Annotated in this window: 25 protein-coding genes and 2 pseudogenes; 2 read left to right on the top strand and 25 right to left on the bottom strand. The window is 35.8% G+C overall.

Features of this window, described 5'->3' with window-relative positions; all coding sequences use genetic code 11:
- Positions 1 to 30 precede the first annotated feature (30 nt).
- The 16 genes from HX13_RS25490 to HX13_RS09335 form a co-directional block, all read right to left on the bottom strand.
- Positions 31 to 396, bottom strand: coding sequence for a thiopeptide-type bacteriocin biosynthesis protein (locus HX13_RS25490; protein ID WP_050020869.1), 366 nt, complete (start codon positions 394 to 396; stop codon positions 31 to 33).
- Positions 386 to 1,729, bottom strand: a complete 1,344-nt coding sequence (locus HX13_RS25485) for a lantibiotic dehydratase (protein ID WP_050020868.1) — start codon at positions 1,727 to 1,729, stop codon at positions 386 to 388. The genes HX13_RS25490 and HX13_RS25485 overlap by 11 nt, the downstream gene beginning before the upstream one ends.
- On the bottom strand, positions 1,713 to 2,591 hold the full coding sequence (locus tag HX13_RS25480; RefSeq protein WP_128572313.1) for a lantibiotic dehydratase: 879 nt from the start codon (positions 2,589 to 2,591) through the stop codon (positions 1,713 to 1,715). The genes HX13_RS25485 and HX13_RS25480 overlap by 17 nt, the downstream gene beginning before the upstream one ends.
- A 5-nt stretch (positions 2,592 to 2,596) precedes the next feature.
- Positions 2,597 to 3,028 (bottom strand): lanthionine synthetase LanC family protein, encoded by a 432-nt coding sequence (locus HX13_RS25475; protein ID WP_262483538.1) that lies wholly within the window; start codon positions 3,026 to 3,028, stop codon positions 2,597 to 2,599.
- A gap of 31 nt (positions 3,029 to 3,059) precedes the next feature.
- A complete protein-coding gene (locus HX13_RS25470) occupies positions 3,060 to 3,803 on the bottom strand; it encodes a lanthionine synthetase LanC family protein (RefSeq protein WP_050020865.1) in 744 nt (247 codons plus the stop codon).
- 255 nt (positions 3,804 to 4,058) lie between these two features.
- Positions 4,059 to 4,217 (bottom strand): hypothetical protein, encoded by a 159-nt coding sequence (locus HX13_RS22475; protein ID WP_156173328.1) that lies wholly within the window; start codon positions 4,215 to 4,217, stop codon positions 4,059 to 4,061.
- A 72-nt stretch (positions 4,218 to 4,289) separates the two neighbouring features.
- Positions 4,290 to 4,439, bottom strand: coding sequence for a hypothetical protein (locus HX13_RS22470; protein WP_156173329.1), 150 nt, complete (start codon positions 4,437 to 4,439; stop codon positions 4,290 to 4,292).
- Positions 4,440 to 4,493: 54 nt separating this feature from the next.
- Positions 4,494 to 4,646, bottom strand: a complete 153-nt coding sequence (locus tag HX13_RS22465) for a hypothetical protein (protein WP_157837426.1) — start codon at positions 4,644 to 4,646, stop codon at positions 4,494 to 4,496.
- Between the two features lie 248 nt (positions 4,647 to 4,894).
- A complete protein-coding gene (locus tag HX13_RS22460) occupies positions 4,895 to 5,053 on the bottom strand; it encodes a hypothetical protein (protein ID WP_156173331.1) in 159 nt (52 codons plus the stop codon).
- A 286-nt stretch (positions 5,054 to 5,339) separates the two neighbouring features.
- A complete protein-coding gene (locus tag HX13_RS25465; protein ID WP_262483518.1) occupies positions 5,340 to 5,471 on the bottom strand; it encodes a hypothetical protein in 132 nt (43 codons plus the stop codon).
- Positions 5,472 to 6,026: 555 nt separating this feature from the next.
- The gene (locus tag HX13_RS09355; RefSeq protein WP_050020864.1) at positions 6,027 to 6,710 is read right to left on the bottom strand and encodes a DUF3829 domain-containing protein; all 684 of its coding nucleotides are present in this window, start codon (positions 6,708 to 6,710) and stop codon (positions 6,027 to 6,029) included.
- A 61-nt stretch (positions 6,711 to 6,771) separates the two neighbouring features.
- On the bottom strand, positions 6,772 to 6,957 hold the full coding sequence (locus tag HX13_RS09350; protein ID WP_050020863.1) for a hypothetical protein: 186 nt from the start codon (positions 6,955 to 6,957) through the stop codon (positions 6,772 to 6,774).
- A gap of 15 nt (positions 6,958 to 6,972) precedes the next feature.
- On the bottom strand, positions 6,973 to 8,856 hold the full coding sequence (locus HX13_RS09345) for a type VI secretion system baseplate subunit TssF (RefSeq protein ID WP_050020862.1): 1,884 nt from the start codon (positions 8,854 to 8,856) through the stop codon (positions 6,973 to 6,975).
- Between the two features lie 23 nt (positions 8,857 to 8,879).
- Positions 8,880 to 9,215, bottom strand: a complete 336-nt coding sequence (locus tag HX13_RS09340) for a GPW/gp25 family protein (RefSeq protein ID WP_238555203.1) — start codon at positions 9,213 to 9,215, stop codon at positions 8,880 to 8,882.
- Positions 9,187 to 9,321 carry a hypothetical protein gene (locus HX13_RS25460; RefSeq protein WP_262483517.1) on the bottom strand — a complete coding sequence of 45 codons (135 nt, stop codon included), beginning with the start codon at positions 9,319 to 9,321 and terminating at the stop codon, positions 9,187 to 9,189. Before HX13_RS25460 ends, HX13_RS09340 begins: the two co-directional genes overlap by 29 nt.
- Positions 9,322 to 9,480: 159 nt before the next feature.
- Positions 9,481 to 10,878, bottom strand: coding sequence for an APC family permease (locus tag HX13_RS09335; RefSeq protein WP_128572309.1), 1,398 nt, complete (start codon positions 10,876 to 10,878; stop codon positions 9,481 to 9,483).
- A gap of 155 nt (positions 10,879 to 11,033) precedes the next feature.
- Between HX13_RS09335 and HX13_RS09330 the strand changes: the two genes are divergently transcribed.
- Positions 11,034 to 11,543, top strand: coding sequence for a DUF4920 domain-containing protein (locus HX13_RS09330; RefSeq protein ID WP_050021387.1), 510 nt, complete (start codon positions 11,034 to 11,036; stop codon positions 11,541 to 11,543).
- Between the two features lie 84 nt (positions 11,544 to 11,627).
- Here the strand turns inward: HX13_RS09330 and HX13_RS09325 are convergent, their stop codons facing one another.
- Positions 11,628 to 12,737, bottom strand: a complete 1,110-nt coding sequence (locus tag HX13_RS09325; protein ID WP_050021386.1) for a M14 family zinc carboxypeptidase — start codon at positions 12,735 to 12,737, stop codon at positions 11,628 to 11,630.
- Positions 12,738 to 13,644: 907 nt separating this feature from the next.
- Here HX13_RS09325 and HX13_RS09320 point away from each other — a divergent pair.
- Positions 13,645 to 14,193: a helix-turn-helix transcriptional regulator gene (locus HX13_RS09320; protein ID WP_050020860.1), complete on the top strand. Its 549-nt coding sequence runs from the start codon at positions 13,645 to 13,647 to the stop codon at positions 14,191 to 14,193.
- 296 nt (positions 14,194 to 14,489) lie between these two features.
- Here the strand turns inward: HX13_RS09320 and HX13_RS09315 are convergent, their stop codons facing one another.
- From HX13_RS09315 to HX13_RS09275, 8 genes and pseudogenes are all read right to left on the bottom strand, one after another.
- The gene (locus HX13_RS09315; protein WP_050020859.1) at positions 14,490 to 15,557 is read right to left on the bottom strand and encodes a T9SS type A sorting domain-containing protein; all 1,068 of its coding nucleotides are present in this window, start codon (positions 15,555 to 15,557) and stop codon (positions 14,490 to 14,492) included.
- A 933-nt stretch (positions 15,558 to 16,490) separates the two neighbouring features.
- A complete protein-coding gene (locus HX13_RS09305) occupies positions 16,491 to 17,660 on the bottom strand; it encodes a proline dehydrogenase family protein (protein WP_050020857.1) in 1,170 nt (389 codons plus the stop codon).
- A 65-nt stretch (positions 17,661 to 17,725) separates the two neighbouring features.
- Positions 17,726 to 18,656, bottom strand: a pseudogene (locus HX13_RS09300) (UbiA family prenyltransferase).
- A 10-nt stretch (positions 18,657 to 18,666) separates the two neighbouring features.
- A pseudogene (locus tag HX13_RS09295) lies at positions 18,667 to 19,594 on the bottom strand (mevalonate kinase).
- A gap of 152 nt (positions 19,595 to 19,746) precedes the next feature.
- Complete coding sequence (locus HX13_RS09290; RefSeq protein WP_050020856.1) at positions 19,747 to 21,909, bottom strand: M12 family metallo-peptidase; 2,163 nt, start codon at positions 21,907 to 21,909, stop codon at positions 19,747 to 19,749.
- Positions 21,910 to 22,076: 167 nt separating this feature from the next.
- Positions 22,077 to 23,567, bottom strand: coding sequence for an MFS transporter (locus HX13_RS09285; protein ID WP_050020855.1), 1,491 nt, complete (start codon positions 23,565 to 23,567; stop codon positions 22,077 to 22,079).
- A gap of 106 nt (positions 23,568 to 23,673) precedes the next feature.
- A complete protein-coding gene (locus HX13_RS09280) occupies positions 23,674 to 24,852 on the bottom strand; it encodes an acetyl-CoA C-acyltransferase (RefSeq protein WP_050020854.1) in 1,179 nt (392 codons plus the stop codon).
- Between the two features lie 57 nt (positions 24,853 to 24,909).
- Entirely contained in the window at positions 24,910 to 25,320 is a 411-nt protein-coding gene (locus HX13_RS09275) for a hypothetical protein (protein WP_128572305.1), read from the bottom strand.
- Positions 25,321 to 25,338 lie beyond the last annotated feature (18 nt).

Genomic DNA, 25,338 nt, shown 5'->3' with positions numbered 1-25,338 from the left:
GTTTTTAGAATTTTAATAACAGAATCACTGTCAATATGGAAAAAAATGCTCTGCCTGTTCTATTAAATGAATGTTGTACCTTTCTATTTCCCGGTTATAAGTATCCATCTGGATTTTCCATATGGTGTTGCTATTGAGTAGTCTGGAAAAAATCCGGTTCAACGATATCATTATTTCGCCTAAATATTGGGGATCTGTGATATTCAACCTCACTCTTATATGATGATGAGGGTCTGAATATCGGATAAAAAAGAATTGCCTGATATATTGTTTACGTTTCAAATCTGTAATCAAAGGGTAGATCGTATTCAATAATAATGTGTCTGCAGTTTTATAGCCTGTATAGATTTTAAAATACAGCCATTCTGAGCCGGGAGCGTATTTTCTAGTTTTCATTGTTTTTAAATAATGGTAAAATAATCTGGTTTCTATAAGAGTTTCCCAAATGATCTTTTACAACAGCCGTTTTATCATTGAACAGGAACTCAATTAAAGCAAGTGTGCTATTCCTCTTTAGTAAGGATAAAAATACATTGATGCTGTGAATATTGTAAAAGTCAACAAACATCTCATTGTCATCTTCAGCAATCAGGACGTATTGTGGTATATTTCTTTTTTTTGTCCATTCTGCAACATATTCTTTTTTCACTTCCTCATCCACCTCTTTTTCCAGGATATGGTTAAGTTCATTTTTCGTTACCTTCCAGCTTGCAAGGCGTAAGACCGTATTTTTATATTTTATCCTCGGAATATGATTGAGGGCAAGATTAAGGTTTACCATAAACCCTTTGAAAAGGGAATGCTGGTGTTGTATATCACACAGAAACCTGTAAATATCCAATGAGGAATTTTTGAAGTTATGTGCAGTAGTAAGGACCGGCAGGATTTCTTTTTTCAATTTTTCAGATCTCAAAACAATTTTATCATGCTTTACCGATATCATAATATCCGATAACGGAATTACAAATTGCTGATCCAGATTAGAATTTGACAGGCAGGTGATTTCATATTGAGTCAGCTTAGGCCTTATGGAAATATTTCCAATCCTTGGAGAGTCTGATAAGTGGGAAATTTCAACAAGTTCGGCATTGCTGTTTACCTGTTCTGTTTTTACCAGGTTCTTTATATAGCCTTCCATACTTTGGTCAAGACGTGAAAACCTTCCCATGAGATTAGCTCCTGATCCTGTGCCTACAAAGTGAATATGCAATAAGGTATTATCAGCAGAGTCATTGATCACTTCAAACATGGAATGGATTACGGGAGGCATATTGACGGGTTTCATTGTATCCCAGGAAGGAAAATCTTCCTGAGACAGGATGATTTCATTTTGCCGGTTCTCTTTGGCCTTCATAATTTTCTCTATTAAAACATCCTGTACCGGGTTCCATCCTTTTTTTTCCTGTGCAGCATCTTCTGAATAGGTCTGAAAATTATGGATCAATGAATTGGTGTACCCGTTCCCCATATTTTTCCCGGGAGGATATCCGATACCTATCTCCGGATCCAATGCATGAAGAAGGGGAAGCTCTTCTGTTTCATATTTTTCCGAATAATCATGAATAAAAGCTTTTAAGTCAGTATTTTCATTTTTAACGGCTCCTATTTTCGACAGGAAAGAAATAGCTTCTGACAATTCATCCGTATAATCTTTACTAAGAGATAATGATCGGAATTGCCTTGAAGAGTCAACCTGGATAAGGTGTTGAGATTCAAAAGGGATTCCCATATTTTGTACTTTTTTTTTCTATTGGCAGGATATCTCCGGTTTTTATGGTCGCTCCCTGATGATTAAGCCGGTCCAGCCCCGATTTCAGCTCCTGTAGCTGCTTTACCATATCATGGTTAATACCCCGTTTTTCCAACGTCATTATTATTTTTTCCAAATAATCTTCCCCGATCAATGTAGGCTCCAGCTCATTGATTAAAACCTGGGAATCAATAATCTGATCAATATATTCATACAATCCTTCATCTTCCTCATATCCTTCTGATACAAGGAAATCCAGTATTTCCTTATAGCTAATCCCCTTTCTGGCCAATACCAGGATCTTTTTCAACGCTGCGCTTTTGTCTGTAACTGAAATCTCATACCTGATACTATCCTTGCTGTACTTTCTTTCTATGAAACGGTATTTACCATAAAAAGAATAAATGCTGTCATTGGGATAAAAAAGGGTCTTCCTTTTTACTTCAGGAAGATCTTTAAGAAACAAGAAAACATTGTACAGGTATTTCATATCCATTCTTATCCTGGAATAAGCGTTTTCACTAAATACCATTTCGTTGCGGTAATCAATTTTACCAATGGATACTCCTGCAAACAGTCCAAAGGGAGTAGACCTTGATTTTATCCTGCTCCAATATTTATAAAGTGAAGTATTAATTTTATCTATGGTTTTCCTGTCTTTAATTTTCCCCTCTTTACACTTTTTGAATTCATCATAAAGGATGGGAGAAGCAATAAATAAAGGATGTAAAAATTCTTCTGATTCGTACATATCGTTGAGGCTCCATCCGCTATCATAGGCAAAAGGAAAAAATGGATAACGTATGATAAACTGATCTGAAGCGGAATATTCTTTCTTCATATGATTTATATTAATAAAAATTTTGACCAATCTGATGTATCTTCCATAATTGCCAATAAGGCCAATCCCACTCCGGCGCTTCCTTCAAGCAGACTGTTATTGGGATAATATTCTTCAGTGACAGGGTTATACGATACTCTTGAAAAATGGTCAGGGTCTTCCTTATAATATTCCAATGTTTTATTGAGCCAGAACTTAGCAGCTACCGCGTACTTTTCGTTTCCGGTTTTCAGAAATTCATTATAAAATATCAAACTTACTCCGGCACTTCCATGGCATATTCCCGCATCCAGGATCCTGATTTTATCATCTGTTCTTCTTGCGGCAGAAAACTCCATTATTTCAGCTGATTTTCTCTTCCATATTGAGTTATTAAAGATTCCGGAAGCTTTTCCCAACATTACAGCCACTCCAAGATCTCCATAGCACCAGGCCAGCCTGCTTCCTTTGATTTCATCTGTTTCTTCTTCAACAGAGGTATAAGGAAAGTAGGAATGATAAAACGTCCGGATTTATTTCCTGTTTTAAAATAAAGCTGATTCCTCCTTCAATAAGCCTTTTAACATCGTATTCCGATCTGAAGCCTGATATATACAGTTCCAATAAAAAAATGATAATACTTGACATCCCATGGGATAAGGATATATTAACTTTCTGCTTATGATTCTTCCATTTTATAAGATCTTTTTCCTTTATTGCAGTATCATTCAGAAACTGTAACAGATGATGTAAAGCTTTTTCTGACCGGTCATTCCCTGCTTTAAACCTTTCAAGAAAATAAAAACCGATTCCGATTGCGCCATGTAGAAAATCGTAATTACCTTCGTTGATACACTTATTGAGCTGCCCGGCCAGCCATGCATCAATCTGATCGTCTATAAAGTCAAAGTGTTCATACGCTGTATTTTTTTCAGATTCTATATAATCGATCCCAAGGCAAATACCTGCCAGCCCGCTACAATAGGTATGATATACATTGCCGTATTCTATAGACTCAAAGAGACAGTCAAGGTTTTCAGGGATATATTGTTTATACTTATTGTTTATTTTTGAATATTCATGTAAAAATAAGATCTCTCCCATTGTTCCTGACAGCAAGCCAAGATCAGGACCAGGACTCTTACTTTTATTGATTATTGTTTGGGCAATAGATGATAATATTTCGTTTATTTCATTTTGTTTTCCACCAATAATGCTGATTGTTTTTTCCATTTTTCCTATAATTAATCAATGAAAAGAGGCTGCCCAAAACAGCCTCATCTGGTTTATAATTGACATTTGCGTTACCTGTATTTATCTTTTAAATACAGAAATATAATGGCTGGCAGATTATTACAGGCAAAAAGCACAAGTGATAGTTGGGAACTGAGCTTTCTTATGATAAAAAGCCTCTTGTAGCTAATTGGCTGTTCTTTCAAACTCACTATTTCCTTTATGAGCTTTCAAAATATAAACTACCAATGTTTCTTATTTTATATTGATATCGCAAATTATAAAACTACAATTCAGAAGTTCAGAAGCCTTTTCCTGCTTATATACATTTCCTCCGTTAATCGATTGTTTTGCTGTTTTATCCAAAAGGATTACTGTCTCTTTAGAGAATTTTAAAATTTTCCTGGTTTTCATACTAAATAATTTTATGGATTGGTTGGAGATATTGTGCCTGCATGAAGCAGGCACAATTGGAATAATTAATAATTAACAGAAACAGTCGGAGATACGACTGGTACATTGAGGTCTGGTGTTACTTGCAAACGCCTGATTCCCTCCGTTGATCAGTTTCTTAGCTGTGTTATCAAGAAGGATTACTGTTTCTTTGGAGAATTTTAAACTTTTTTTAGTTTTCATATTATAATAATTTGGTTGGTTTTAGTAATTTATTGTATTTATATAGTGCAGAATCTATATAGTGTCGGTTAAGAACATATTTTTATTCCAGGAGCGGGTTTCTGCTACAGGTTGAAATGCTCCTCTGTGATCAACTGATGATTGAGATACGTTATCCAAAAGAATTACCGTTTCTTTTGAGAATTTTAATGTTTTTTTGGTTTTCATAATGTAATATTTTATGGGTTAATGGTATTGTTTATTTTGAGATAATTCTTCATATTTAGCACCAGCAATCAGACCAACGTCCTGTTGCGCAGACTGGGGGGCTACTCGCACCCGCGTTCAACTGTTTAGCCCCTCCGTTAATCGATTTCTTCGCTGTTTTATCCAAAAGGATTACTGTTTCTTTGGAGAATTTTAATGTTTTTCTGGTTTTCATAATAAATAATTTTGGTTGATTTGAATAATTTATTTTACTTGCACGCGATAGATCCATGTACAGCATAAACACTACATATTTTATAACAGGAACGGGTTTCTCCTACAGGCTGAAATGCTCCCCTTTGATCAACTGCGTTATCTAAAAGAACTACTGTTTCTTTTGAGAATTTTAATGTTTTTCTGGTTTTCATAATGTAATATTTTATGGGTTAATGGTATTGTTTATTTTGAGATAATTCTTCATATTTAGCACCAGCAATCAGACCAACGTCCTGTTGCGCAGACTGGGGGGCTACTTGCACCCGCGTTCAACTGTTTAGCACCTCCATTAATCGATTTCTTTACTGTTTTATCCAAAAGAATCACTGTTTCCTTTGAAAATTTTAATGTTTTTCTGGTTTTCATAATAAATAATTTTATGTGAGTTGTTATAGGTTTCTGATATAAGTGTAATAAATAGAACAGATACTGCTGTTATTATATACACTGAGCATTGCAGGTTGCCGCAACAATAGAAAACTTCCCTGCCTGTTGCTGACTTGATTTTTTAGTTGCTTCATCCAAAAGGATTACTGTTTCTTTTGAGAATTTTAATGTTTTTGTTTTCATATGTAATATTTTATGGGTTTGTGATTGTCTTAAGTTATATTGAAAAGAGATTTTTCTTTACAGTCCACACAGGGTTATGTTCATTCTTTCTTCACTCAAGAGCCACTTCTTTTTAGAACTTGGATGTTTTTTATTTTATGGTTTGATAATTTATAGTTAATGATAATGACTTTATACTCAGAAAAAATGGTTACCATCTAATATTTACACATTATTATAATTAAAATTAAACAACATTATAGATGAGATAATACCATTATTAACAAACTATGATTAAACTAATAATAATTTTACATGCTTTTTATTGAACATTGTAAAGCTACAATGAATTAGCTATTACATTATTATAATTTAATATTTTTAAATTTCATAATTCCCATAAAAGTGATATATTAAAAATAAACCATAAAAAAAAGCTATTAATTTATTTTATTATTCAAAAAACAGATAACAAGTAAAAAAAATTTCAAAAAATTAATAACACATTGTATTTTTTTAGAAACAAAAAAAGACTGATATACATTATACCAGTCTTTTTATCAGAAAAATAAAGTCTTACTTCACAAAAGAATTATACGAATTGAGTACCGATTCATAAGAAGAATCCATCTGCTGGATATCATTATCGGGAATTTTACCCGCTTCTTTTGAATCTCTGATCAGTTTCCTGTAATGATCTACAAAGTTGGCAGCTGCTTTATTGAAGTTTTCAAACTGAGTTTTTTTATAAGCATACTGCTGGCCTTTAACATTAAAATCCATTTTTGAATTGGCTTCCACCAACCTGGCAAATTCGTCATATTTTTTCTGGGCTTCTGCTTCATTAAACTTCCCTGCATATTGCTTTCCTAAAAGTTCAATAACCGAGTCCAGGGAATTCATCACATTTTTAGATGAGATAATATACTCTTTCATCGGATGGTCTTTCAAAACCACTTCTTCTGCAGCATCTGTAGCAGGTTTTATTTTTGCTATCACACTTTCTCCTGCAGTATACAAAGCATCAGCATCAGTTTCTATTTCTTTTTTGATAGCCTCTGCCTTAGCTCCCTTATCGTCTTTATAGTCTTCAGAATTCATATAGGATTTAAGTTCTTCAAACTTTTTCTCTATATTCTCCTTCCTGGTTTTGTAGGTATTAAAATCTGCTTCAATAGCTGCTTTGTCTTTTCCAAACCCTGAAGGAATTTCTTTAATCTTAGAAAGCGTATAATCCATTGAACTGGTAATAATAGGCATAATCAGTACATTTCCTCCTTTGGATTTAACGACTGCCTCTTCCGTGTATTTTAAGATGCTTTCAATCTGCCTGGACGTATTTTTTATAGGAGTCTACAAAATTATTATTGAAATCAATGACAGAATTTGCTTCTGCTTCTCCGCCAAGATTTAAAACGGTATTGCCCATCTTGCCGGTCTCTTTTTTACAACTTATAGCAGTAGCTGTCAGAGACAAAGCCATTGCCAATACTATAATCTTCTTCATATCTTTTTTGTTTTATTACATATCCTGAAATTCAACATCTTCATTAGTGATCTTTACCACATATTCAATACCATCTATCGCTTTTGCAATGATCTGGTTTCTGAGGATGTTGGCCATGTTTTCCCAATAGGCCCTTCCGTAAAAAGAGTAATTTTGCGGAATAATCTCCACTTCTACCGTTCTTACAAAACCTTCTTTCGGTTTATTGCTGATCATGGTCCCTCTCCTTACCCTTACCTCCCGCATTTCATCTTTCAGAACCATACGGCAATAGTTTTTGACATCCTCCAGGGAAATAATTTTATCTCTGGTAGTCAGGGCATATTTATAAGCCTGAATACTGTCTGTACCTTTCTGCTCTTCTGCTCCGCCTAAGGTTTCGGTAAGCAGTACTACAGTCTGTGATTTCAACTGATTGGAAAGCTCTGTCCCCGGACGCATGTGGTTGGCCAGTGTACAATGGGTAACCCAGAATGAAGCATATGTATGATCCGTTTTTTCTACCGGTTCCATGATGACGTAGTTCAGCTCCTGCCGGATGTTCCTTTTGGCATTATTGACTTTCTGTACCATCGATTTCATCTTATCTGACATTTCGCTGAGAACTCCTTTTACATTATCTCTGTTGAGTAAAGAAAATGCTGCAATTTCATCCCTTGTCAGTTCCAGGACATTGGCAATCATATCTACGGCATTCCTGTTGGTAAAACGTTCCATGCCGCCTTTCCTTACCGTAAACAACCCTTTTTTAAGGTCGTCTGCAGGAGTAAAAGGGATTTCTGAATATTTTCTTCCGTCACCATCCTGAACCTCATCTACATAAAGGAAATGTTCCCCTTCATCTGTTACTAAAGGAATATTATTTCCCATAATATCCAGGCTGTATTCAGTTTTCTTCCATCCCCTGTTGTAAATTGGAAAAGCATTCAATACAAATGAAAAGTTATCGAGAATTTCTGCAGAAAACTGAGGCGGAAACTCAAATGTAAGCCATAAATATTTTTTATTATCTAAATACCTTACAATTTCTTCTTTTTCGGCAAGGAAGTCAAGATTCTGCGGCAGTTGTCCGGGTTCAGAAAATAAAGAACTGGAAATTCCTGTAATTTCGATAAATTTATGACGGTATATACTTTTAATATCTTCAATCACTTTGTTCCGGATAGACTGTTCCCGGAACATCTGCTCATATCCCTCCGCGTGATTTTCGGTAAGGTAGCTTAATCCTTCTCTCACAAATAAAGGATTCCCATTGCTGGTAACCGTAATGTAAGGCAGGAGCTTATACACGAAATCCAGGTGTTCAAATGCAGGGTTAGAACAGAAAATACTTATATATTTTGGGAAATTTTCACTTATATATTTACTGACATCAATTCCCACGGTAATCTTCCTGTAATCTTCAGGTCTTCCCTGAAATCTGGCAATAGGAATTTTATTAAACCTGTCATCTATGCTATAGCAGGTATTTCCTACGAACATGATGGAAGTATGCACTTTATTGATCCTTACGTTCCCTATGGGAGTAAAAGGAATGTTTACCTGCTTGTCAGATTCTGATTTGATCGTTGATGTCATTTGCTTCCGGAAGAAAAATTCCGTATGCTCCAATAAAATTTCAGAAGACTCATAAGGCTGCGTAAAAGCAACGGCATGAGCAGGAATAGGATGGGTATAGATGGATGGCGTAAGAAGTTTGGCCAGCTTTTCTAAAATCCGGGCATTTACTGTTTGTATTTCATTATTCGCTTTAAAAACTTCCGTACTGAATGCATCAATCAATAGCTTTACAAAAGGATCCAGAGATTGTGGACTTTTTAATCCCCAAACCTTGGTCGCATTCTGGAGCATTCTGGCTTTTACAGATTCTTTGGAATAAATATTCTGATCTAAATTCATAAGTTTTGGTGCTGTTTGACATATTAATCAATAGACATCGGACTGAGGAACAGTTCAGTTGAAAAACTGAAACGCTCTCCGGTTGCCTCCATCTTAGCATTGATGGCAATTCTTACTTTCTTTTTGATTTCGGTGTGTTCTTTAGTATCGTAGCTATGTTCTACAAATTGTATGTGAGCATCAATCTGGGGATTGACAATCCGTGGCTCATATTCCTGAATTTGTCTTTTAAGGCTTTTAATAAAAACACTTTCCCAGATGGCGCTTGTCACCCCGTTATCGAATTCCAGGTTCCAGACATCATTTCCGTAGTTTTCATCGTATCTGTTTTCACCTTTTTTGGTGGTGATCAGCAGCATGATATTGTGAGCGATGCTTTCCCCCCATATCGCAGGTATCGATACTTCCGCCTTCTGTCATCAGAGTAGATGGTACGAAGGGCATTCTGTAATTTGGTGTATCCATAGTCAACTTCTAATTTTTACTTCATGGTCATGTTTACTTAAAAACGAAATACCAAAATACGCATTTTCACTAAATAATTGTTATAATACCTTAAATAATATTCAAAAAACAGGGCTTCCAATATACATTGAAAGCCCTATTATTATATGTATCTGTACGTTAGTCCGCAGTTTTCCTGTTGATAAGATAATACACCGGAAGTCCCAGCAAAACCATTAAAAATCCCGGCCATGTATATTGTTGCTTATAAATTAAAAGTAAAATACAAAAACCCGTTCCTATAACCAGATAAACAATGGGCGTCACGGGATACAGCCATGTTTTATAAGGTCTCTCCAGCTCAGGCTGTTTCCTTCTTAAATGAATCACTCCGAAAACGGTAATCATATAAAACAAAACGATTACAAAAGAGATCATATCCAAAAGATTGCCATATTGCCCGCTCAAACATAAAACAGAAGCCCAGATCCCCTGCATCCATAAAGCATTTTCAGGTACATCATTTTTATTATTCCTGATTGCCGAAGCAAAGAACATCCCATCTTTTGCCATTGTCTGGAAAACCCTTGCCCCTGCAAGGATAAGCCCATTGTCACATCCAAATGTAGATATCATAACCAATAAAGCAATGATAATGGTTCCGGCACTTCCGAAAATATTCTGGGAGGCAGCTACTGCAACTCTGTCATTGGCAGCAAAGGCAATCCCGTCCCTGTCTAAGGCATTGAGATAGATAAAATTCACTGCAATATATAAAAGCATCACAGCGGAAGTACCATAAATCATTGATTTTACGACATTTCTCTTCGGATTATCTATTTCTCCTGACACAAAGGTTACACTTTCCCACGCAACAGAACTGAAAACAGACCCTACCATTGCGGCTGCAATACCTCCCAATAGAGTCATTCCCCCGATAGGTTCCCAACCTTCTGTAAGGAAATTTCCATGTAAATCTTTTTTAAGGTTATTGAATGAATCAGTGCCTAAGCTAAAGTTTTCGGATAAATGTGAAACATCTACCAGGATAAATCCTGCAGCAATAAGCCCTAGCAATGCCACAATTTTAGATCCTGTGAAAATATTCTGAAGGAGTTTACCACTTTCCACCCCTCTTGTATTAATATAGGTCAGCAAAAGGATAACTGCAATCGCCAGGATCTGAATCCAGGTAATTTTGAATTCTCCGCTTTGAAAAATAGGCGCGGCATCATTCAAAGAAGGAACTAAATAGGCTGTAAATTTTCCAAATGCCATTGCTACTGCCGCAATTGTTCCTGTTTGTATCACTGTAAACAGCCCCCACCCGTACAGAAAGCCCATCCTTCTTCCAAAAATCTCTTTGAGATAGGTATATTGCCCGCCGGCTTTAGGAAACAACGCAGACAATTCCCCATAACTTATGGCTGCTGCTACCGTCATTATTCCCGTGATCACCCACACCACGATAAGCCAGTATCCTGATCCCAGGTTACGCATCATATCAGCGCTTACAATAAAGATCCCGCTTCCGATCATAGACCCCATTACCAGCATAATAGCGTCCCAAAGTTTCAGTTTTTTTTTGCATAGTCAAGTATAGGCATCAAATATAAACAAATATGCTATTGATTTTGAATTTTATTACAAGTTTGCCAAAGTATATCGTTTTTATTAACATATTAACGATTTATGATTCAATTTTAATTAGTACTTTTGAAAAAATATTAAAAATGAAATTCAAAGCTCTATTATTTGCAGCAGCTGTAAGTATTTCTACTGTAGCATTTGCTCAGGAGACATCAACAGTTGGCCCTCCTGAAGGAAAAGCCCTGGCAGGTGATACTTATGGAGGGGGAATCGCCTCATCGGCAGAGTCTAAAGCAATTACCGTTAACCAATTAAGTAAAAAGCTTAAAGCAGACAACAAAAAGGCTGAAAATATTGTCGTTAAAGGAAAAGTTACGGATGTATGCGAGAAAAAAGGCTGCTGGCTTACGATTCAGACGGAAGATAACTCCAGGTTTTTTGTAAAAATGAAAGACTATGCATTCTTCGTACCAACAGCTTTAAAAGGTAAAAATGTAGTACTGGAAGGAAATGCTGAAAGAAAAGTGATTTCTGTAAATGAGCAAAAACATTATGCAGAGGATGCTAAAAAACCTCAGTCTGAGATTGATGCTATTACCCAGCCTAAGGAAGAAGTACGATTCGTAGCCAACGGAATAAAGGTGGTTCAGTAAACATCTGAATAATTATAAAAACAGACCTGTTTTAAGAGCAGAATAGTATAAAAGCAAATGCGGCAATCGGAGATTGCCGCATTTTTAGTCTTCTATCGTAAAATCCATTACCGCATCCAGTTTCGGATATTTCGAGGCAGAAACAAATTTTTTCCCGGTACAGTCTATTTCTTTCCAGCCTTTTCTTTTTTTAACGTCTCCTACTTCCATTACGAAAGGGACAAAAGAAATCTCATCTTTACCTTCTTCTATTACTTCCCTGTACTGAACTGCAATATCCAGGATACATTCATGGTCTGTATTCAGTTTTACATTCCTGTAAATGATATCATAATGGGTTTCTTTATTTTCCGGTATTTCAAGATAGTTTTCCCAGCCTGTAGTATCAGAATTCAGATCACCGATGGCTTTTAAAGCGTAATAAAGTGCAATAGTGTAATATTTTCTGGTTCCTTTTCTTGTATAATCATCTACAAAATGCCCGCCTTCAAATAAGATAGTTGGCATGCCTGCTTTTATAAAATTATCTCCGGTGGAAGTCGGATAAAATTCATCAGAATACCTTCCGATCTGGTCAGGAATTATTTCTTTTAAATGGTTATATACCCTTCCGATAACTGCCATACATTTTTTCCTGTTTTCAGTAATGGTACGTTCCACATTTTCTGAAGGGGCCAGGAAAGAAAGCGTAGCCGGATGAATCCCGTCAGTGGTAAAAATGGTTCTTTGCTCATGCAGGTTCAGAGCATAGTCATATTTTTTGGCAGCGGCGGTTTGTTTGAGGAATTTAATCTCCTTGCTGGCTTCATTATGAAAATCTCTGTTCAGGTCTATATCAGCTGCATTCAGTCTCGTCCATTTTTCCGATCCGTCGGGATTCAGCATAAAAATAAAATCCAGGCTGATTTTGCTGAACAAATCCTCTTTTATTTCAGGAGCTTTATCCAGGCTTATTAATAAATCCAGCATAGCATGGGTAGCGTTGGACTCATTTCCGTGCATTTGCGACCAGGCTAATACCTGAATTGTTCCGGTTCCAATACTTAACTTATAAATTGGCTTATTCAAGTATGATGTTCCGATTTCCTGAATATAATCGCTGAGATTCTGCCGTAGGTAAGAAAATAATTTTTCAGGAGAAATATAGCGATTAGAGAAATTAGGGTTTTGAGAATAGATCTGTTCAAAATTCATTTTACAAATTTTACAAGAATCAAATTTAGCCATTTTAAAGCATAAAATATCAATTAACATTTGTAAATAAGAGCAAAAAATCGAAATTTCTTTGCTTTTACAAAATTAAACCGGTATTTACAAGAGACAATTGGTTAATCTTCAATTGAAAACGAACAGATAACATTTGTAATTTTATTAAACATCCTGAACTGACATTTTGTCTGTGGATAAAATTGTGGATTGCGAATAATTTAATATAAAATATATAAATACATGTTTATGAGCAAGTTATAAAATTTAACTCAATTATAATAAGAACTCTACTTGAAGTATATTAAAACTAGATTTTATCTATATATTCATTATTTTATTAAACATTAGAAATGTGGAAAACCTTGTATTCTATCTTCTGTATACAAATGTAAAACGAATAAAATCTGATAAAAATCCAATTTTCTTTTAATTTTTATAAATTATTGTCTTACCTGAGGATTTATTGTGGAAATATAGATATTTACTCAATTATAAGATTATATGGTTCTGTTTATTAGCGAATTACATATTTAATTTACTTTTGTATACATCTTCAGGCAATACTTTTACCTTTAAAAAAGGGTTTTAAAAGAGCTTTATATGCACAACAGGGAATCAGTACTGTAAATAGATCTATGAGCATGTTTACATAAGCTTTTCGTGGTTATATTTTAGATTATAGAAGTCAATAGTATTTAATATAGTAATTTCCGCCAAGCAGTTTCTTCTATTTATAAAACACAATTGTAATTATTCATAAATATTATATAAATCAACAGGTTATATTCATGTTACATTTGTATACAAATATTTATTTCATTTATTTACATTTGTGTTTTGCAGTTGTAAATTTTAATTTTTACATTTGTAAAATAATCAATGGCTTATTTTTATGAGTTTAAATGAAAGAATTTCAAAAGTTATAGAGTATTCCAATCTGACTCCTTCTGAATTTGCAGATGAAATTGATGTACAGCGTTCGTCCATCTCACACATTACTTCGGGAAGAAATAAACCGTCGCTGGAGTTTATCATAAAAATAAAATCCCGGTTCCCGGAGCTTCTATGGGACTGGCTTGTTACAGGAGAAGGGGTAATGCTGAAATCTGAACTTCCGGAGCCTGCCGTCATTCCGGTACAGAATAATGAAGAAGAAGAAGAAAAGACAAAATCTGCTACTCCTCTCCCCGATTTGTTTACCATGATCAATGAAGATGATGAATTTGGGGCTGATGAAACAGAAGATGAAGCTCCCAAGCAAAGTTCCGGAGAATCGTTTATACCGCACCAAAATACAGCCCCGGAAAAAATATCCGATTCTCAGCGATTAGAAAATACTGCTGACCAGATAATCAGCCAAGCCATTGGAAATCAGGAAAATAAAATTAAACGCATCGTTTTATTTTATGAAAACGGAAAATTTGAGAGTTTTGAGCCCTAAAAAAACCTGACCAAGAAACAGTCAGGTTAAAAAATATTTGAAGAAGAAAACTAAAGCTATTGCTTTACTTTGTTTTTATTTACATCTATTTCACTCTTACAACAGCTTTAAGCTATCTGAATAGTAATATATCCTTGTCATTTTTATGATTATATCAAATATAAAAATTTAAAGTTAAATCAGCAATAGAATTTATTTTTTTTTAATAATTAATTAATATAATGAGTAAATCCATGCAATTATCATTAATAAGCTTAAATAATCTAACAATAAATAAATAGCTTATCAATAATACGTTATTGCGAAAGAATCACCTTACGGGAATACGTCTTCCCTGCCTGGGTTTTCAGGGTTACTATATAAACCCCTCCCGGCAGCGTAGCCGGTAAATCAATTGTTTTTGATCTGAATTTTGAATGGTACACCTCTTTTCCGCTGATGTTGCTGATAGAAATTTCCGACTGTTCTAAAAGGATATTCCCATCAAGGTTAATCCTTCCTGTTGTTGGATTGGGTGAAACAGTGAATACTTCTTCAGGCACAGCTGTTTTTAAAGGCAAATTCTTAGGATAAGGATGGCAAAATTCAGCAATTCCATAAGAGCAGGTTAATTCACTAATTTCTTCATCGGTAAGTTTCCTGTTATAAATAGCCAGCTCATCTAATTTACCTCGTGAAAGGTATATATATATAGGTTCTGGTGTATTTACCGCTCCCGGAGACCAGATCTCATTGTAAACAGATTTCTGTCCATTTATGTACAACTGTGTCCTATTATTACTATAAACAAAGACATAATGTTCAAGTGTATCTGACGTATGGGGATAAACACTTCCGCCTCCATTTACTTTTATATAATTGGGGCCTATTTTAATATCTCCTCCGAAAGCGTGAATATTTATCAACGGTGAAAACCCTGGAGTTGCCTGAATTTTATCAGAAAATGCCCAAAAAGATATCGTGAAATCAAGAGCCGGAGATACTGGTGGGCTATATAACTGTATCGCTTTGTTAAGAGAGGATGTACCAAGCCCCTGGTTACAAATCATATTATCCTGATATACGGGAGTAAAATCCGGATCCTCCGGATGTAGATTCAACCCTGACACTGCCTCCTCTGTATTTCCGTTAAAAGAATAATAATACACAGGATCAAAGGGAGGAATCCCACATGCGGTAAGATAGTAGCCGTAGTATATCCTCAATCCATCATTCAGACCAAGAATTCCACTTGCTAATGTTATTTTAACACGGTCAAAAGGTTTCTTGGGCACAAGCTCAACAGTCCCCCTATTGGAGCCTTGTGCCAGCTTCAGCATACTGCTGTCAACCTGGGTAGCATCATTGTTAGAAGTATTCCCCATAAATGTCTCTATGGACACACCTCCTAATAACTGAAGGGATAACACTGTATTTCCGGAACCAATACCAATAACTACTTTTGTTATTTTTTTTAGTAGTTGCCGGGAAAAACAATGTTTGGCTAATCCTTCCGGACACGCCTAAGGGGAGTATCATAGTAGCATAATCATTCTCATTACTGCCCACCACGTTTTGCCCATTTTGCATAAAGCATAATGCACAAAATCCAGTGATTTGATTGGTTTGGTTGCTTACATACACTTTATCCTGCGCATACGACATTGTACTTAACAGCACAAAGATGATGGCAAATACCACTTTTAAGTGGCTGTGCCCGACTGATAATAAATTAATTTTCATAGTATATAAATTTAATTTGGTTCTATATATATTGCAGAGGGTAAACATCATTAAAGAACGACATATTGTTATGGCATTTATTTTTACTTCGGAATAATCCGGATATAAATCATTTATACCTGTAATCAATCACAAAACCTTTCGATAAAGTGGATAATATTATTTTTCCCGGATTATGATGTGATATCCGCATTCGGTAATGATGGAGCAAAGTCCATCCCGCGATAATAGGAGGCTGAAAATTCTTATGGAAAATGGCCTTTGGGAAAAGGTTTTCCTGGTAATAGATTCGTTTTCATGTGTTTTTTAAGATATGTTTAATTTTAAACAAATTTAAACATAAAAAGAATATGTTGGTTAAATTATATCCCAAATATTTGAAATAAGTATTAATCTTTTTTGCTACAAAATACTTGTTATTAGGATTTCAGAATTTAACTAATATATAATAAATTGATTATCAGTAATTTGTAATTGCAACAAATATTGCAATTTCAAAAAAACCATGTAATACATCATAAAAGTTAATTTATCTGCAATACATGGTTTTTACAATTAATAATATAATACTGATATTATTGTTTTTTTCTTCTTTCCAGTTCTTTTTTAATAAGCCCCAGTTCTCTTCCGGTTTGTCCGGCTACAGAGGTATTTTCCTGGGCTCTTCTTGTAAGATAGGGTACAACATCCTTTACAGGACCATAGGGAAGATATTTGGCCACGTTATAGCCTTTATCGGACAAATAGAAAGTAATATTGTCACTCATCCCGTAAAGCTGCCCGAAATAAACGTGAGGATTTCCATTTTCCAGAGATTTGGCCTTCATTTTATCCATAATCAATTCTGAAGAAACCTCATTATGGGTACCGAAGAAAGCCGAAACTTTATCCAGGTGATTCATTACAAAATCAATTCCTGCATTATAATTTTTATCGGAAGCTTCTTTGTTGGGCTGAATCGGATCTTCATATCCTTTTTCTGCTGCTCTGGCTCTTTCCTTTTCCATATAAGCACCCCGAACGATTTTGTAACCGATAAAATAATTTTTTTCCCTCGCCCTCTGAAGGTGTTCTTCCATATATTCCAATCTCTTGGTTCTGTACATCTGAATGGTATTCCAGACGATAGGTTTCTGCTGGTTATATTTCTCCATCATTTCTTCACAAAGACGGTCAGCTGCGTCCTGCATCCATGTTTCTTCTGCATCTACCATTACTTTTTTATCATTTTCATGGCACAGGCTGCATACCTCATCAAATCTTCTTACCACTCTTTCCCATTCCTCCTTCTGGCTCGTTGTGAGCTCTACTCCTTTTCCAACCGCTTCATACAGATCAATTCTTCCAAATGCAGTAGGTTTAAATACAATAAAAGGAATTGCCGGATTTCCTACTGAGAATCTTACAATATCCTTAATCTCCTTGCACACTGCATCAAAAGTTTCTTCATCTTCCTTCCCTTCAATAGAATAGTCGAAAATACTTCCAACACCTCTTTTGAAAAGCTGTTTTACGACTTTCATACTTTCTTCGCGGGTTTCTCCTCCGCAGAATTGTTCAAATAAAGTATTCTTCACAATTCCTGTAACGAAAGGAAAGTTATTGTGTACTGTAAAATTAAGGATAGATGTTCCAAGGCTGGTAAGTGCAGGCTGTTCAATCATTTTAAACATCCAGTACGCCTTTCTCAATTGTGCATCTGTCTTGTCTGCAAATGCAACTTTGGTATCATTAAAAATGGGCATTCCTATTTATTAAATTTAGTTTGACAAAGGTACTAATAACCTGAGTTTTTTTAAAGATTTTTTTTTTAGAATTTACTTTCAATTCCGTTCAAAAGCATGGCAATGATTCCTATAAAAACCCAGATGCGTAATATATTCAGTGTCAGGAAATTACTTTTCCTGGAAGAATTGAAAAGAAGATATATACAGAAAATCATAACAAATAACCCTCCTGCAAAATAGTAGGCCATAAAACCGGAAACGCCTGTCCTGGTAATAATCTTCATGGAAACAATCATTGTTATAATCAACAGGGCGGTAAGGATAATTTTCGTATTCTTTGTTTTAAAATAGTTCGGAATGGTTGTATATCCGAAAGCTTTGTCTACGCTTTTTGTAAGGGTATCTTTTACAATATCAATACATAGGAGAATCAGGAAAAGAAAAACGGCCATCAGGAATACTTTTTTAGAAAAGGTTTCATAATAGACCATCATTCCGAAGAAGGGATATAGGGTAAGACTAACGAATGTAAGATTATTGACAATTAAAACCCTGCTCAGCTTATGACTGTATAGCCACATAAAAAAACTGGTACACAAGGAAAAAAATGAAAACATTATGAGAAATCAGCCATGCCACTCCCAGGGAAATAAAGCTCAGCCCAAGATAGGCATATAAAAAATATTTTTGTTTGATAAAGCTTTGGATTCTTGTCCTGAACGGTTTCACAACATGATCTTTTTCCAGATCGTAAAACTGGTTGATAATTCCTCCGGCTAAAATGGTGAGAACCGTACAGAAAATAATGCCGTGTACTTTAAAATCAAAGACAAAGTTCCTGAATGATTCATCCTGATTAAACAGGAAAAAAGTGGAAACATAAAGGGCAAACGTTAATAAAGCCGCTACAAAAAAGCGTGCTCCGAGCAGAAAGCCCACGAATTGTGAAAATCTGTAATATAGAGATTTAGAGATATCATTTTTTGATTGGAAAGTTTCTTTTTCAGAATTCATTCCAGTCTGTTTAAAATCTGTAAATCACCTCTTTTTGGAAGCCCTCAAGCATTTTTTCTGCTTTTTCATAATCTTTGGTGAAACCCAGGATATAGCCGCCTCCACCGCTTCCGCAGAGTTTTAAATAGTAAGCATTGGAATCCAGTCCTTTTTTCCAGATATTGAAAATACTCTCTGGAATCATAGGACGGAAGTGTTCATAAGCCCAATGAGAAAGCTTTTTTAAGTTTCTGAAGAAAGGATTCATATCTTTTTTCAGGAAAGATTCTATACATGCGTTATTGTAACGGATAAATTCTTCTTTCAATGTTTTCCGGAACCCTTCTGTCTTCATTTTTTCAAAGAAAATCTGAATCATTGGTCCTGTCTCTCCCGTCATTCCGGAATCAATCAGGAAAATAGCGCCTTTTCCTTCTTCTCCGTCCGGAATAGAAACCCTGTCGAGGTTTTCTTTATTTTCGATAAGAATAGGCAGGTTCATATAGCAAATCAAAGGATCCATTCCGGAACTTTTACCATGGAAATAGCTTTCCATTTCTCCGAAAACGGCTTTTAATTTTTTTAAGATTATCTTTGGATATATTCTCAGGATTTAGTTTGCTGACCGAATATTTTTCAAAAATTGCTGCAACCAGAGCCCCGGAGCTTCCTACTCCATATCCCTGGGGAATATTGGAATCAAAGAAAAGTCCGTTTGCAATATCTTTTTTGAAGCTCTCAATATCCAATGTAAAATCATCGGAAAGATTAAGCGTCATGAGAAAATCTGAATATTTCTGCAGGTGCCTGTTGGATGTAAGCTCAAACTCTGAGCTCAAATCTGAAAATTTTAAAGTTCCCTTATAGAAGCTGTAAGGTACTACAAGCCCCTGGGAATCTTCAATCATTCCGTATTCTCCAAACAGGATTATTTTTGCATAAAATAAAGGATTGGTCATATCGACAATAAATCTTTTTGCAAAGTTAAAATTATTCCGCTGAATATAAGCAAAATTCAGACCGAATTAGTATCTGTTTGCCATATTTCTTCTAACTACTGTTAAAAAACAAAAAAACCTGAAAAATATCAGGCTTTTTTATCAATTTTAAGTTATTGTTTGATCAGCTTTTTATGGACTGTCTGCTTTACCGTTTCTATAGTGATGACATAGTTTCCGGTCTGAATAGATGAAAGATTGATTTCTTCTTTTTTCCCTTTCAGAGAAGGGTTTGCCATTACCAGTCTTCCCGATTCATCATAGATTTTATAGGACTTCAATGGATCACCGGCTGTGATAACCATCAGGTTTTTCGCAGGATTGGGATAGATATTAATGGAACTGTTTTTTACATTAAGATCTTCCACTGCCAAAACACTGCAGGAGAAACTGGCATTCCATCCATTAGCAGTTACGCCTCCATCTGAAGTAAATTTCACAGTTATAGCTCCTGAAGGATTTGTCGATGTGAACGGACCAGGAATTGTGGTTCCTGTCAGGTTATTTCCATTGGCAAATACAGGTGATGCTGTAGAGGGGCCATTATATACAGACATGAAATCATAATCTTGTTCCAGATCAAATGCTGTAAATGCCATGGTCATGGAAGAGCCGGAAGCGGGATAAAATGTCTTAATAAGTTCTTCATTATCCTTATATTCACCGGTTGGTCCGCCTGTATCTGTAAACGGAATTCCATCACACCAGGCACCATCCGTCAGAAAGAGTCTCGATAGCTGAAAAGCATTCGGGCCACTACAATTAGTTCCAAGATTTAGAATATAATAAGTAGCAGGCTGGAGATTGGTAAAACTGAAAGCCTGTGTGCTGGTATTCCCTGAAGATATTACGGTTCCGCCAGGGCTGGAAAGTCTGTATTTCCAGGATGTTGAAATGGCATCTGTGAAAGTAACATTGGCCGCAGTCTGGGTGATATCTGAAATATTGATATTGGTAATTGAAGTCGGACATGATGTGGTGCAATTAGTACCCAGGCATCCTTTAGAATCAACTGTATTTCTGATCAATGTCCCCGGTTGTATTCCAAATCCATTGGCAAAGTTAATCCCTACACTGCTTACAAGGTGGCAGTAGCTCATAATGGTACCACCACCGGCAGGAGGAAGAGGCGCAGTACATCCTTCATTATTTCCTGCGGCAGGCCCACAGCCATCAATTGCTGTATTGTTTCCGTTCCAGAAACAAGCGTGGGTATGGGGTGAACCTAAATTATGTCCAATCTCGTGTGTCATAGCTTCAATATTCCAGGAGTATGTAGGGACATTCTGATAGGTGAAGTTAACTCCGCAATACGAGTATCTCGAATTAGTACATAAGCTATTGACAAAGGCAATACTTGTTGTGGCAGGATTCCTTAATAATTGTGCCAAATCACCATTAAAGTTAGTACGGGTATTTTTATACTGATTAAGAATAGCGCTTGGTGATCCCGAATAAGGATCGGTAGTCGTCCATACAAAAACTTCACTTAGTGCTACATTAATATCATCATTGGTATACAGTGTTGATACATTATTATGCATAGCGGTAACCCAATTGGTGGTAGTGGTTACATTGCTTCCATTTTGTGTATAAGGACCAAAACCTGCTTCATAAAAAATCCTGACACAGTTATCTGTTTTCTTCTTATTTACATTGTTGGGATTAAAAGAGGATCTTTGAACCTGATTCTCTTTAAGTCCGTCTGCACCACAAACAAATGGATTGGTACCTGTCAATTTGGTGTCCGAATAACTGACAAAATCTTCAGTATCTTTAACCTTTCCGATGACGATATTGCCCAGTTCCAAGGTAGAAGCCACTCCTATGATATCATTATTAAAGAAGCTGAAGGCTACGATAGAAGTATTATCTCCTTTTACAATTCCCTGATAATAAACACCTGGTGTGTAGTTTACAGTGTTCCCTTTGTCTGTAACCACTTTAAAATCTTTAGTAAAAAACTGATTTTTGTACATTTCAACAGTGATCTTCCGTCCTCCGTCATAAGGAAAAGAGATTTCGAGGAAATCAGGTTTTTCATTGATCAACCTTTTCAGTTCAGCAGCTTGCAGGGACATGACTGTGATATCTGTTGCTGCACGTTTGTATTCAGTCAGCTTATCTGCGTCTTTATTGACTTCAAATAACTGATAGCCTTTAAGTTCTATTTTACCATTATGATATTCAGAAACTCTCTGAGCAACCGGTCTTAATTTCTGTGAAAACCCTAAGACAAAACATTGCAGCATGCAAAGCAGTATAATTTTTTTCATAGTATATTTTTTTATAAATAAACAAAAAAAATCACAATATAATGAAAAACAGATATTAATTAAAGTAATTATTAAAATGTATATTAATTAAATAAGGTAAAACCTGAAAATAAAAAAATTGATTCGCAGAAATAAAAAAAAGACGTTAAAAATAACGTCTTTAATTTTTATAAGGTTTCCCTATCTTTTCTCATTTTTACCTTCAGGAACCGGATCAATATCAATCCTGCACCGAAAAATACAGTCATTGATAAGGCTGCAATTCTCATATTATTGAAATGCTCAATCAATGTAGCAAAAATAAATGTACCGATAATGATGGCTATCTTCTCCAGTACATCATAAAAACTGAAATAAGTGGTATTCTCCATGGAGTCTTCCGGAAGTAATTTTGAATACGTGGATCTTGACATTGCCTGAAGCCCTCCCATTACCAAACCTACTACTGCAGCCACCCCATAAAACTGGTATTCCACCGTAGGGTTTTCCTTGTTCAGGAAATAGGCCCATAAACAAGCTATTATCCATAGTACAATGGCAATTGAAATCACATTCCTGTTGCCAATCCTCTTGGACAGTCTTGAGAAGATAACCGCTCCTATAATGGCTTCAATCTGAATGACCAAAAGTGTTCCGATCAGCTTATCCTGGGCAAGATTGATTTCGCTTTTCCCGAATAAAGTGGCCATCAGGAAAATAGTCTGCATCCCCACACTGTAAAAGAAGAAACTCGATAAAAAGAATTTCAGGTTCCTATCCCTGAAAAGTAAATTACCTACCTTGAAGAGTTCATGAAAGCTTTCTTTAGCAATATCCAGATAAAAGCTCATATTATCTTTTAACACTTCAAAAAAGCCCCCCTGTTCTTCATGCTTCTTGAAGATATTCTTATAGTTCAGGAGAACCAGGTCTTTAGGTAATTTATCTTTTACATTACCAAATTGTGGCAGATGTTTAAAAGTATATTGTGAGAAACCGAACCACCATGCCCCGGTCAGTAAAAAACTAATCCTGGTGAATAACAATTGCTGTGCTGCTCCTTTGGCAAAAACCTGGATTAACACCAGACAGATTACCACCAACACCACAGAGCCGATATATCCGTATACATAGCCTTTTGCAGACAATGCATCCTGTTTATCCGGCGTGGCAATATCAGGTAAAAATGAATTGTAAAAAACCAGACTTCCCCAAAATCCTACACTTGCCGTAATACTGAAAAGAAGCCCTAAAAATACGTTATGCATTCCTGTAAACATTGCTAATCCCATGCATGAGGTAGCACCCAGATAACAAAAGAACTGCAAGAATGATTTTTTGTTTCCTATGGTATCGGCCAGAGAGGATAAAAACGGAGAAAGCAATACCACGATAAAGAATGAAATGGTTAATGAATATCCATATACAGCATCCGGCTGGTATTCTTCACCAAAGATTCTGATCATATGCCTCACCGGAACGTCAATCCATGTTTTGGTTTCCGCTACATATTCTTTCTTTTCATACGCTGTGGTAAGGATGGAATAATAAATAGGGAAAATAGTAGAGGTAATGACCAGGGAATACACGGAGTTTGCCCAGTCATATACAGCCCAGGCCTTCATAATCTTCGGATTATTTTTTATGTTTTTAGGCTGTCGATTCTCAGTTTCAGACATTTCAAATAAATATTAGTAGCACAAAAATAAAAAAACCATTAAGAAATGGATAAGTTTTTAAAAAAATTATCTATTCCTTAATGGCAATATATTATTAAACAATGTATTACATATTCTCAATCACGATAGCGGAAGCTCCTCCACCACCGTTGCAGATTGCTGCTGCACCATATTTGGCATTGTTTTGCTTTAATACATTGATCAATGTAACGATGATTCTCGATCCTGAACTTCCCAGAGGATGTCCTAATGCAACTGCCCCTCCGTTTACATTTACTTTAGAAGCGTCTAATCCTAAGATTTTGTTGTTTGCCAGGCCTACTACAGAGAAAGCTTCATTAAATTCAAAAAAGTCGATATCAGAAATCTCCAGGCCTGCTTTTTTAAGGGCAATAGGCAATGCCTTTGCAGGAGCCGTTGTAAAGTTTTCAGGTTCCTGAGCTGCATCAGCATAGGAAATGATTTTGGCTAAAGGCTTCAATCCTAATTCTTCCATTTTTTCTTTGGAAACAAGGATCAGGGCAGATGCTCCATCATTCAAAGTAGAGGCATTAGCTGCCGTTACTGTTCCTTCTTCTTTTTTGAAGACTGTAGGAAGAGTTGCAATCCTGTCAAAGTTTACCGCTTTATACTCTTCATCTTCTGCAAAAATTACAGGTTCTCCTTTTCTTTGTGGAATAGAAACAGGAACCACTTCTTCGGCAAATTTACCTTCGCTCCAGGCCTTTGCAGACCTCTTATAAGATTCTATGGCAAAATTATCCTGGTCTTCCCTTGTAATAGTATAGTCGACAGCACATTTTTCTGCACATACCCCCATGTGGACTTTATTGTAAACATCGGTAAGGCCGTCCAGTACCATTCCGTCCTGCATTTTGATATCGCCCAGCTTTGTAGCTACTCTTGCATTATAATAATGGGGAACCATAGACATATTTTCCATACCTCCTGCTACGATTATTTCGGCATCACCTGCTTTAATTGCCTGGGCTGCCATTGTTACGGCTTTCATACCTGAAGCACAAACTTTATTTACGGTAGTAGACGGTGTATTGATTGAAAGGCCTGCTCCTAAAGCCACCTGACGTGCCGGTGCCTGGCCTTCTCCTGCCTGCAGTACATTTCCCATATAGATTTCCTGAACCTTCTCAGGATCAAGACCAATTTTATCTAATGCTCCTTTTACAGCAACAGACCCAAGTTTAGTAGCCGGAACTGTTGACAAGCTTCCCATAAAACTCCCCATTGGGGTTCTTACTGCGGAAACAATGAATACTTCTTTCATGTGTATAATTTTTATTTTAGTCAAAATGAAACCGGGGTTTCATCTTCAATTTTAAATTTATTTTACCTTTACATATACCACATCAAATTGGGTATTTTCAATTTTAGATTGTATTTTCAGAAAATTATCCTGGGTTTCAATCACTTTATTATTGAAAACATCTCCTATCTGTGCAGGATCATTTTTATCGGATTTTTCCATAACAATTGATTTATAATTGCAGTCATCCACAAAAACCAATGTAGATTTGATATAATCTTTCCCGTTATTAAAATATTCCGTTTGAACGTTATCTTTGATGGTCATATACCATATTCCTTCAGGATAATTGACACGCAAGAATTTACCTTCCCTTATGTTGGCACACTTAGCCGGATTATCAGGTTTTTTCATTTCGGTTTGCTGAGCCTTCACTTGGGAGGCGGTCATCACCAGTATTCCTATTGAAAAGATTTTTAAAAAATTCATATATCTTTACATCCTTTT

The organism is Chryseobacterium sp. P1-3, from assembly GCF_000738495.1.
GTDB classification, from domain to species: Bacteria; Bacteroidota; Bacteroidia; order Flavobacteriales; family Weeksellaceae; genus Chryseobacterium; species Chryseobacterium gallinarum.
Note: the sequence above shows the minus strand (reverse complement) of the source record. Positions and strands in the feature narration are given on the sequence as shown.